10 protein-coding genes are annotated in these 11,967 nt (G+C 35.4%); all 10 read right to left on the bottom strand.

What is annotated here, in order from left to right; translation table 11 throughout:
• Positions 1 to 119 precede the first annotated feature (119 nt).
• Complete coding sequence (locus BCR26_RS17375) at positions 120 to 434, bottom strand: YbaB/EbfC family nucleoid-associated protein (protein WP_069700217.1); 315 nt, start codon at positions 432 to 434, stop codon at positions 120 to 122.
• 43 nt (positions 435 to 477) lie between these two features.
• A complete protein-coding gene (dnaX, locus tag BCR26_RS17370; protein ID WP_069700216.1) occupies positions 478 to 2,238 on the bottom strand; it encodes a DNA polymerase III subunit gamma/tau in 1,761 nt (586 codons plus the stop codon).
• A gap of 226 nt (positions 2,239 to 2,464) precedes the next feature.
• Positions 2,465 to 2,728 carry a hypothetical protein gene (locus BCR26_RS17365; RefSeq protein WP_069700215.1) on the bottom strand — a complete coding sequence of 88 codons (264 nt, stop codon included), beginning with the start codon at positions 2,726 to 2,728 and terminating at the stop codon, positions 2,465 to 2,467.
• 291 nt (positions 2,729 to 3,019) lie between these two features.
• The gene (locus BCR26_RS17360; protein ID WP_069700214.1) at positions 3,020 to 3,802 is read right to left on the bottom strand and encodes a helix-turn-helix transcriptional regulator; all 783 of its coding nucleotides are present in this window, start codon (positions 3,800 to 3,802) and stop codon (positions 3,020 to 3,022) included.
• A gap of 525 nt (positions 3,803 to 4,327) precedes the next feature.
• Entirely contained in the window at positions 4,328 to 5,059 is a 732-nt protein-coding gene (locus tag BCR26_RS17355; protein ID WP_069700213.1) for a helix-turn-helix domain-containing protein, read from the bottom strand.
• Positions 5,060 to 5,076: 17 nt separating this feature from the next.
• On the bottom strand, positions 5,077 to 6,771 hold the full coding sequence (locus BCR26_RS17350) for a hypothetical protein (protein ID WP_069700212.1): 1,695 nt from the start codon (positions 6,769 to 6,771) through the stop codon (positions 5,077 to 5,079).
• A gap of 75 nt (positions 6,772 to 6,846) precedes the next feature.
• Complete coding sequence (locus BCR26_RS17345; protein WP_069700211.1) at positions 6,847 to 7,587, bottom strand: hypothetical protein; 741 nt, start codon at positions 7,585 to 7,587, stop codon at positions 6,847 to 6,849.
• Between the two features lie 18 nt (positions 7,588 to 7,605).
• Complete coding sequence (locus tag BCR26_RS17340) at positions 7,606 to 8,586, bottom strand: DUF5067 domain-containing protein (RefSeq protein WP_069700210.1); 981 nt, start codon at positions 8,584 to 8,586, stop codon at positions 7,606 to 7,608.
• Between the two features lie 30 nt (positions 8,587 to 8,616).
• A complete protein-coding gene (locus BCR26_RS17335; protein WP_069700209.1) occupies positions 8,617 to 11,214 on the bottom strand; it encodes a YfhO family protein in 2,598 nt (865 codons plus the stop codon).
• Between the two features lie 35 nt (positions 11,215 to 11,249).
• On the bottom strand, positions 11,250 to 11,933 hold the full coding sequence (gene lepB, locus BCR26_RS17330) for a signal peptidase I (RefSeq protein WP_069700208.1): 684 nt from the start codon (positions 11,931 to 11,933) through the stop codon (positions 11,250 to 11,252).
• Positions 11,934 to 11,967: the final 34 nt, after the last annotated feature.

Here is an 11,967-nt window from a genome sequence, read left to right as displayed (position 1 = left end):
TGATCCCTCTTGTTTTTTAAACGGAACATTCTCTTTTTTTAGAAATCAAAAAAGTGAGGCAACAATCAGATGTATTTCTGACTATTGTCCCACTCTCCTCTTTCTATCATGATTGTTAACTAAAAACCTGGCAAGCCTTTAGTATATTTCCCCATCGTTACTTCTGTTTCTTTTTCTACTTTCGTTAGAGCATCATTTACAGCCATGATAACCAAGTCTTGTAACATGTCTACATCTTCTGGGTCGACGATTTCTTCCTTGATTGAAAGATCTTTCATCTTGCGATCACCAGTAAAAGTAGCCATTACTAATTGGTTCGTTGCTTCTCCAACAAACTCTTTTTCGTTTAGCTCTTCTTGAGCTTTTGTCATGTCCTTTTGCATTTTTTGCATTTGTTTCATCATGCCTTGCATATTTCCCATTCCACGCATCATAAATTATCCGCTCCTCTATCTTCTTTCATGTATTATTTTACTATTAATCGTTAATAACTTCTACTAGCTCTGTTCCGAATATTGCCACGGCCTCATCAACCACTTGATTGGAATTGTTTTGCTGTTCTTCTGGTAACAAGCTAATCTCCTCATCTTCCGAGGAAATTGCCTCCAGTTCAACGGTCTTTCCTTCACCAGTTTCTTTTCCTTGTGAGATAAAGGACTGACGTAATTTCGGCCAGCTTTCTCGCGTAATACAGACTAAATTTGGCGCATAGTTAGCTAAGCGACTAAGATTATTATGGACTGCTAACTGCATATCATTATCGTCCATTGCTCGACCACAAACAATTTCATAGTCAAAGGCGACAACTAAACCATTAGGTCCAGCCGCGACAGGCTCACTTGCTCTCAACATCGCTCGTTGTGTCACGGACATCATTTGCAATAAGTCATCCCAAACATTTTTAACATTCAACAAGTGCTCTTTTGTCGCTTCGTTAAGGACTTGATAGACTCGTTCCGTAGGCATTCTCAACGCATTTCTGCTTGCTGCTACTCGTGGTGCTTGCTTCACTGGTTCAGCTTCTTTGCTGCTAACACCATTTTTTCTTATCTCTGCTAATTCTTTTTGGAGCAACTCCATTTGTTGTCTTAAAACCGTTAATTCTCCGGAATCAACTGGACTAGCGCCACTAGTTTCTAGCGCTGTAACTGGCTTTCTTACGGTTTTAGCTAACTTCACGGTCGCTACTTCTAAATAGATATTAGCGTTGTTCGTAAAACGAATGTCATTTTGCGTATCACTTAAAATTTGAATTAGCTGATAGATTTTTTCAGCATCCGTCTTCTCAGACAGCTCTTTGAAATTTTCTGTCAAATGTCCGACTTTTTCGGTTAGTAATTTTGGTGCCTGTTGATACATAAGCAAATCCCGACAATATAATAAGATGTCTTCTAAAAAACGTCTCGCTTCTTTTCCGGAACTGAGAATACTTTCGAGCGTTTCTAACGCTTCTTCAACATTTCCAGCAACACAATAACCGATGTACTGATCCATCATTTCATACGTTAAACTACCTGTTACTTGCATGGCATCTGCCAACATGACTTTTTCATCACTAAAGGAAATCGTTTGATCCAGAATACTTAGGGCATCCCGCATCCCACCTTCAGCCGCTCGACCAATCACATAGAGGGCCTGTTCCTCATAACTAACGCCAATTTCTTTTAAAATGTAAGCCATATGCTCAACAATATCCTGCGTACCAATTCGTTTGAAATCGAATCGCTGCGTTCTAGAAATAATCGTTAAAGGAATTTTGTGTGGTTCTGTCGTTGCCAAAATGAAAATAACATTTTGTGGCGGCTCTTCTAATGTTTTTAATAGCGCATTAAAGGCACCTGTAGATAACATATGGACTTCATCAATAATATAAACTTTATAGTCTGCTTGGGTTGGCGCATACTTGGCTTTATCACGAATATCACGAATTTCTTCTACCCCATTATTACTAGCGGCATCGATTTCAATGACATCATTTAAACGGCCTTCTGTAATCGCTAAACAAGTTTCACATTCATTACAAGGTTCTCCATCGACACTATGTTTACAGTTAATTGCTTTAGCAAAAATTTTCGCCGCACTTGTTTTTCCTGTTCCTCTAGGACCGGTAAACAAATAGGCATGCGAGGTTTTCTTTTGTACAATTGCATTTTTCAATGTTTGTGTAATTGCTTTTTGCCCTACAACATCATCAAAACGTTGCGAACGCCAAACACGATACAATGCTTGATAAGCCATTTTTTTACCCTCCCTCAACATTTCACTATCTACCTATTATACGTGATTTTTACCGATAAGGCATTAAAACACGATGAATCCTAACTAGTTTTTTAGAACTCATTTTTTTACGCACTTACTTATTTTATCTTGTTCTGTCAAAAAAAGCATCTAAAGTTGTAAAATATAGCCAAAAAAATAGATCCAGTTAAAATAGATCGTTTTCCATTTATGCGTGTAATTACCATTAAAATTGTAAGATAAGAAATACTAGCAGGAACATCAACGTAAGTTGAGCTACCGCATCCAGCCAATAGTATTTAAAAAATAAAGGTTGGAATTGTTGCTTTTTTTCTGGAATATAGTTTAGTAGTAATGCCGAAAAAAATACTATCGACTGTGAAATAGTAATGACAAGTGATTGATATCCGCCATCAAATATCAATACAAGGTACACTGTCATAAGTAACAGTTGAATCCCCTTCAGTAGTTGCCGTTTTTGTTTTGTCATTGCTTCTCCTCTTTTCTCATCACATTGTTAATATTTTACCATGCTCAAGTTTAAAAGGAGTCATTCTATCAAAAAAATTACCAATCAATCTTATTTTAGTTAATAAAATAATGAAATGACTACCATTGTCTAAAAAATAACGCCCTTAGCTCTCTCATTCAAAATTGAGAAGACACTTAATTCTGATGATTTTAGAGTAAAAAAAGCAGCCAACAAGAAATAGATAAACTGTTTCTTATTGGCTGCTTTTTAAAATCACCAATTATAATTTTTAGACTGAAACAATCGATTTTAAGAAAGAATCTGATGTTTTTCTTCAAAAGAAGTAATCAGAGAAAGTAGTTGTAGTCTGCTGCTCACTTTCGCTTTGCAATAGATATTGGAAATATGTCTTCTAGTTGTGTTCTCAGAAATATAAAGAAAAGCCGAAATCTCTCTAATTGAATAGTCGGTGGTTAACCATCGGCAGATTTCCTCTTCCCTTTCTGTTAAATGAACCTTCTTTCGGAACGTACTGAAAGAAAATGAACTCACATTTTTATTCCCTAACGGAAATAGCTGAAAAAAACGCAACGCAATATGAGTGGTTAATTTTTCTAAAATATAGAGTTCTTTATCGGTAAAATCACCGTTCTTTTTTGAATTAAATAGTGTTAATGAACCATATGTTATTTGTTGATGAACAAAAATAACGCCACAACTATAATAAACCCCCATCGGTTTAATCCATTTATTGTAAATAGTACTGGTATCTCTTACTTTTAGTGACATTAAATCAGAATCTCGATAGACCAATGATTCTTTGTTGTGAGAAATTTTGAACGCAACGTAGTCGCAATTAATCTGGATAGAATAATAATTATCTAAATCTTTTTTGGTCATATCTAATGAAATAGGATCAAAGTAACTAGGTGATTGGTCTTTATTGTACAAATCAAAAAAAGACAAATCAAACGAGAACAGCTGGTGCAGCTTCTCCAAAACTGTCCTTCGTAATTGTTCTTGGTCCTCACTGGAGTATACATAAAACAATACGTGATTTATTTTAACCCAATCATCATGTGTCAGCATCATAAAACTATCCCCTTAATATAGAAAACAAAAGCAACAAAAAAATGAAAGCGCAAACAATGTATTACCTACAAGTAAATTGTATCATTAAAAATCGATTTTAGATACAGCATTTTATTAAAAATCTGAAGGGAAAAGATGGCTTTTATACTATAGAGAACACTTAAAAAAACTGGTTTTAGCATGAGCATACTAAGATAATTTAAAGAACAAAAACAACTTGTGATGCCTATGGTCAGAAACTGGACGTCCTACCAACTTGGAGAAGCACAACTCTAGAATTTTTTAGCTATCGCACTTACCATTAACAAGCTCCTCATGAAACATACCAACAACTCGTTAGCAAAAACGATATACCCGAAAGAAAGCTTGAATTACAGATGCTGACAATGAAAAAACGAAGTAGAATTTTATAAAAATAGCAAAAAACAAGAGCAGTAGTTTATTTTTTTGATAAAAATGATTAGGGGAAGATATCTATGCGACTATCTTGCTTTTTACTGATGGCTAGTTGAAACAGGGTGCTAATTAAATATCTAACATATAGCCCTTTGATCTCACTGTAGAGATAATCATGGGATTAATAGTAGCCTTCATCAACTTCCCTCTAATATGGAAAACTAGATTTGATATGCGATAGGGGTTTTCTTGATAGTTTTCTTCCCATAAACATTCATAGATTTCCTTATAAGTAAAAGCTTCACGCGGTCTACTATAGAGTACATTCAATAATTGATATTCTAATCTTGTTAAGCTAATTTCCACTCCTTGATTCTTCCCCTTCACAATTTCGAGACTAAGATTCTTAGCATTCAGTTTAAAACAACTGTCAAGTTCCTTTTTCTTCGCATGTAAGTAATGAGGTTTGTTTGTTTGCGCCTCGAGAGACTTTTGATAAAAATTTTTTTGGCGATCTAACGCATTTTTTATATGTAAAGCAATTTCTTCTGGAAAATGAGTATCTCCAAAAATACTGTCAGCCCCTAATTGTAAATAAATTTGTCGATTGATAGAAGAGACTTGTTCGGAAAAAATCCAAACGTAGAAGGAAAATTTGCCTTTAATCACTAAAAAAAGTTCGCACATGCGACTAAAATTACTGTCCTTTTCTTCATGAATAATAATCCCATCATAACTATGCAGGTGCTCATCTATTTTTTCCGTTTGAATAAGATTTACGTTCACTTTGACTTGTTTAAATAAGGTTACTATTTCTTCTTCTAATTTGTTAGAACTTGATAGTATACCAACTTTGTACATCTTTCTTTCCTCACTTTCTAAGATTTATTCTTTTCAACCCTAATTTTAAATAGCAAATATAAAGAAAAAAGCAACCATGAAATCATACTTAATAGAAAACTACATTTTTGAATAACTGTCCCTTCATACCAAAACGTCAAATGACCACGACCAGTTATCGTTACTTCTGAAAAACCATGCATCTTACCCCCATCAAATATGCCTGCATCATGAACCGTACTAACTGTCCCCTCCCCCTCAACCTTTGCCTGATAGCCTTTATAAAACAAAATAGGGAAAATTACCTTCGTTGCTGAGGGAACTTCATAATCAAATGAAAAAACATTTTGTTTTCTTTCAAGATTCTTAGACTGAATATTTTCTGGTGGATTGGAAAAAAGATCGGTTGGCTTCATCCAAGCAGTCATCCCACTAGGTAAAAACTCGGAACCAAAGCCTAATTCTCCTTTGCCGTCAAATGTTTCAAAAGTATCATGAGTCGTTTGTCTCATTGTGAAACTAGCTAATTTTTGTTGAACGTCTAGTGTACTAAAAAGGACACCTATTATAAGAGAAACTACTACTACTTGCGACCATCGTTTATTTTTAAAAAGTACGTTATCCCAACTATCTGCAAATACCCATAACAGACAAAAAGTAACAATTATAAAATAGCGCCAAGGAAATTGAATCGCGTTAAAAACTGTTTCATGAAATCGCCAATGGGGAAAATAGCTTGTTGATAAAAAGAGAAAGATGAGACCAATCAATAACAATTGCTTATTTAAGCGTGACAGTCTCTTACTTCTGATACACAAAATGAAACCTAAACCTAATACGAAAATCCCAATATTATTAAATCTGACATTTTGTAGAGCTATTTCAACATATTCAATCAGAGGTTGAGCCATTTTTTGTAAATAGAACACTGGGGTATCTTGAACCCGCAACCGCTGAAAGACTAATTGTTCAATCATTGGAAATAATGCATTGGCAACAAATAGAATCGTCAAACCGGCTGCTAACAATAAAGCAACAAGCCGTTCCTTTTCCTTTATTAACTTGGAAAAGTTTAGGACCATCAGACAGACAATGAAAAAGATAAAAATCACTGACGTCAGTAAATGTGCTAAAAACAAGCAAGACATGCCCACAGCTAAGATATACCATTTTTTACAGTCGCCAAAAATGATGAAGAATAGTCCTACAAAGGCTAGTGGTAAAAACATTAAAGCCAGATACTCCCCTACCGCTGCCCGATATAAGACGTCAGATAATCGGTAGGAGGACAAACCATATAAAAAAGCAAACAAAAAACTTTTGCTGGCACTTTTTCTGATACAATAAAACGAATGATAGGCAATAATAAATGTCATAAAGTTTACTAAGACAACAAATAGGATGTAACTATTCACTAAAGAAAACCCTAAAAGTCGTATCAATGCCGCTGGATATAAAAAGGTATCTGGATAAAAAATGCCTGTTGCATAGCCCATCCCACCTGTAATGAAGTAATTAATTCTGGGAAAATAGTCTCCTTTAGTAATGGACTCTGCTAGCCCTTCAATGCGAGCTAGATGAAACCCTAGATCATCTCCATAAAACAGTGTTTGATTTTTAATTAATGCAAAATAGATACTGCCTATACTTAAAAGAAAAAAGAAGCTATAATATAGGATTTGGGGATTTTTTCTGATTTTACTACACCAATGATTCTTTTTTATAATCGACATGTTGCCTCCTAAAATGATTGTTCGCGATAAATAAGGACAATTCCTTCCTATTTTGTATGCATGCGGTCAGATAAACTAGTCCGTTCTATCACTAATATTGCAATAAAACTCTCTTGCTACACTTTCTGTATCAAAATAGAGTTGGATGGATTTTAAAACACTTTTCTTCGCAGCTGCTTCTTTTGCATTTTCCCAAACTACGACCGTTTGTTGCGGGAGATTGCCTTTGTTTGTTTCATATTGTTGTTGGTATTCTTCTAAACCATTTGTCACATCACCGATTTTAAGCAAATCAGTGGATTTTTCCACAAATATGGGTATTTTGTCTAACAACAACGTGCTGTCCGTTTGCGATACATTTCTAATTAGTAGTGTTTGTGTGTCTAACTGAACTCGTTTTTTTCCTGAATCAAACAAGTACTTCAATTCAATCGTCGCTTCAAAGGACGGTTCTCCCGCTTGCTGACATTGATACGTAGTTAAAAAAGTCACCGTGACATCATTTACAAAAAGATCGTAGCGTTCGCCACTTTGCTCTTGGTTTTCTTTATCAATCAAAGTTTTTTCTACTAACTGTTTCGCTTCTTTATAAAAAGTGGGTAATGCTAATTGGAATTTATCTTCTAGTAGTGCAATCGCCTCTTCATCCGTTTCTAAATCCTTGTAATCGTAAGTACCAAAGGGCTTCTCTCTTTTTTTATGCCATATTTGAGCTGCTTCAGTAGTAGATAGACTAGCGTTTGTTTCATTTTTATTGGTTGTACAACCAGACATCAAGAAGCTACTGACTAAAGCAAAAAACACTATTTTTTTCATCACTTACTCCTTTTAAAGTTATTCAGTCGTTGGAATAATTAAAGTATAGGAAGATTGTGCACTTTCAATCTCCTTTAAAAAGTCAATATTTACAGCGCCAGTGCCGGTTAATTCATACAACAAAGCCCCTTGTATCATTTCACCAGGCTGGATCTCTTTGTCGCTATTTCCGACTAATTCCTTTATTTGATAGTCGTTACTATCAAGGGGTAACGTTGCTTCTTGCAACTCCTGATCCCCTTGCGTAACTCTCATAAACGTACGCCAATCTTGAGATTTTTTTGGTTCTTGACTTTGATTGGTATAATCATATCGAATTACCAGCAATTGTTTCTGTGCTTCACCAGAAACTTTAGCAATCCCTGTGACCGTAACGGAAAACTGAGGATGACTTAGCTTTATCTCATCACTTTTTTCCTCACTTTCTAAAGAAGAGGCTTTTGTTTGATCAAAACCTGTTTCCTTGACGGTATTAATCGCTGCATCAATCCACTCTACGCGTTTTTCATAGTTTGCATCATCCGCAGAATAAAACATCCATTGCGCTACACCATTTTTTGAAAAAATACAATAGAAGTGTGCCCACATTTTTTTACCATTGAACTTGGTTTCAAAGGTATATTTATAGGCCGGAGCACCATTAACTTTATACTCTTTCATGTAAACATCTTCTACTTTTTTATAGCCATTTCTTTTAGCTAATTCTTCTCGAGTTCGCTGGCCAAACTCTTTAATTTTCACACTATCCTTTGGGAAAACTAATAGAAACATGTTTGAATTACTACGGGTATCTTCGGCTCCCAAAACAGCTTGACGTCCATAAAGATCATGAATATTTTCTTGTTTTTTCCACCCTTTAGGTAAATAAAACTGGTAGCTTACGCCATTTCCTTCAACTGTTTCTTGTTTTTTCTCTAATGTTTCTGTGCCACATGCCGACAATAAGCTCATCCATAAAAAGAGGCTGATGAATAATAGAAATCGTTGCTTTTTTTTCATAACAGAATCCTTTCTAATCAAACTTAGTACTTACCGTTTAGTTTGGTCTTTCTTCGATTTTTTTAAAAAGTGTTGGTAGATACCAAAGGAACTGATAGAGATGAAAAAGAGACTGGCTCCCACTTTAAATCCTTGTGGTAAAAAAATGAATTCAATTTTATGTTTGCCAGCTGGGATAGGCAAAGTTAAGAACGCTTGTTTAAACGCTGGAATCTCGACTTTTTTCCCATCAATTGTTGCAGTCCACCCTTTGTCATAAGGAATCGTGGTTAATAGTACCTGCTCCTGATCTAACTGAACAGTGGCTGCAACCTTTCTACCGTTTTCTTTTACCTCAACACCTTTTTTTTGAATCCTTCCAATCGTTTTTTCAAACGCTTGGGTATCTAACAATAAAACATCTGGTTTGAGAATTCGAATCACTGGTGTCCCACGAAAAATGACTTTCACAGGAATCTTAGTAGCTTCTTGATAATACCCAAGGTTGTAGTATTGATTGACTTTTTTCATGTCGTACTCACGGCTAATTCCATTAACTGTTATTTCAGCTTTAGCATCATTCATCATGGCCGTATCTTCTGCGTATAAGCTCAGGTAAGCTTGAGTGTTCGCTGGCACTGAAACCGTCCAGTTTAGCACTTTTTCTTCCCCAACAGTTTCTTCAGAATAATAAACAAAGTCCCCTTCTGTTTCTATTACAACGTTCTCTTTGCTAACCTCTTTTGGTTCTGTAAACTGGATAAAGGAATGTTTTTCTTCTGACAAATAATTTAACAAGCTCGTCTGATTCCTTACGGCATCTTTCTTGTAAATTCCTTTGTCTGTTAGAATTCCTAAAGGTAAAGCAAAATTATTTTCATAGAGTTGATACGCCCCACTGGTTGCAACTTTCGTAAATCCAAACTTCATTGGATCATTTTTAGCTAAGTTATACCGCACCCCTAGTAAAGCATCCATAATTAATGTATTGTTGTCATACTCAATCGTTAGGTTGGTTCCCTCAGAGCGAAACCCTAGATCATTCATATACATGGAAGAATGTCGATTACGAATAGAAGAGAACATGCTGACACCACTATAGCCAAAATTAAAACTTTCATTGATACTCATAGGCTCTAGATTCGCCATGCGATAAAAAGTCTGGGTTGCTGCTTTTGATTCATTGACTAAGGTTTCAATGGCTTGATAATTCTGAGTATATGCTGCCCTTGCAGGATAATTCCAATCTTTTTGAACGCCTCTAATCATCGCTTCGGTATTCATTCCTGCCTCTAGGCAAAAAAGTAGCATCAACAAAAAAAAGAACCTATTTTCCTGCTGCCCTCTCTGATAATAAATAACTAGAAACACTAGATAAACAAGAATAAATGAGATTGTCACAATCACGTTACTTCCTGAAAAATAATCATATTTCTTCTTATTAGCCAGTAGAAAGGCTGCTAAAAACAACACGATTAGACTGATTCCTCCATTAACAACAACATCCAACTCTTTCTTTTCTAGAGTTTCTAACCCAAAGGCTGCTAAAAGAATCACTAAAAAAGAGTACAGAAAACTAAAACGGAACAATAGCATATTAGGAGCATGTAGCCCGTGCCAAAAAAGATTCAGCGGTTGGATATAGACACTCGCAATCAAAATAAAAAAAAGTGTTCCATAGGCTACCTTATTTCTTAAAGGAATCTTTTTGTTCAAAAAATAGAAAAGGACGAGTAGCAACGGAAAAATCCCCACATAAATAAACGGCGCACTTTCAAATTTCGCTGTATCGTATACGCCAATCATACTCTTCACTATAAAATCCCAAGCACCAGTGTTTGGCGTTAACAATTGAGTAATTGGAGTCAATGATTCTCCATTGTTTCTTAAATCAAGCAGAGTAGGTAAAATTGTAATCATCGATGCCCCACCTGCTAGAAAAGACGTCATAAAATAAGCAGCTAGGCTTTGTTTATACTTTTTAGGATTGGTAAAAAATCGTGCAAAATAGTAAAGAAATGAAAAAACACCTATGATAAACGCTATATAGAAATTAGATAAAAAAAGGAATAGGTAACTTAAAAATAATGTCCATAGTTTTTGTTGATCCATTAACCGATGAATTCCTAAAATAACCAAAGGAAGATACATCATTCCATCCAACCACATCATCATTGGAGAATATGCAACAGTAAAGCCCATTAGTGCATAGCTAATACTAAGCCCCACAATTAGCCACTTATTTAAGCGGACGACTTGCTGAAGCAAGACCCAAAAAGCACCACCGATTGCCCCAAATTTTAATAAAGTTAGAAGATAAAGAGTATCAGGCATCGAGATGTTGTCAAAAAAATACACGAATGGCGTAAAAATACCGTTCAAGTAATAAGCTGATAACGACCAATAGTTCAGTCCTAACGAACCAAACCATGTATAAAAAATATCCTGCTGCCCATGTAACATGTTATGATAACTGGCATAAAAATTAGAAAGTTGGGGGAATGCATCACTGGCCATGATAGAACGTTGACTTCCCAGATAAATCCCCATACGATAATAAGCTATTCCCAAAATAAGTATTGGCAAACCAATACTTAAAAAAAGAAATAACCCTTTTTCTTTTAAAAATCGTCTGCTTTTTTCAATCATAAATCCCTCTCTTTTTCCATTCTTGACCTGAATGACTAATCTATTTTTCCTAACTTAGAAAAAGGATAGTAACGAAACTTAACTACACCTTCAATATCTTTTTTTGAAATCAAGCCTAATTGCCGACTATCTGTCGAATGATTTCGATTGTCTCCTAAGACAAAATAAGTCTCTTCAGGAATTTTTTTGACTCTATAAAGGGCTTTAGCTACCTCTTCTGTAACCCATATTTTCAGGGTGCCATCTGGTAATTCTTCTCCTGCAAGATGACTATTGACTTGTGGTCTTATCTGCTTCGCTTTCATTTGGTGATTAAGATACAAAGTATTGTTATCTAACCAAATCGTATCTCCCGGAACGCCAATCACACGTTTGATATAGGAATCGTTGGTTTTCCCTTTCGGTTCAAAAGTAATCAAAGAATAGCGTTTTGGAACGGCTCCTTTTCGGACGAATAGATAATCTTGATTTGAGAGAGCCGGCTCCATTGAGTGTCCAACAACTCGGTGTGCCTTCATAGTGATTAAAAACCATAGGCTACAACCAATCAAAATCAGAAAAATAACCGTTAGTCCCCTTTGATAGAGTTTTAACTCCTTTTGTTGTCTTTGCCTTTTAAGTTTGTACTTTTCTCGTTGTCGTTTTTTGGCAACTGTAGAACGTGGCTTTTTCTTCACAATCTTCAACGTTTTTGACTGACTAGCTTTCCTTGCTTCCATTAACTCTCCCCTTTCCAGCTATGTTATTAGGTTT

This window comes from Enterococcus rivorum (assembly GCF_001742285.1).
In the GTDB taxonomy this organism is placed as follows: Bacteria; Bacillota; Bacilli; order Lactobacillales; family Enterococcaceae; genus Enterococcus_L; species Enterococcus_L rivorum.
Note: the sequence above shows the minus strand (reverse complement) of the source record. Positions and strands in the feature narration are given on the sequence as shown.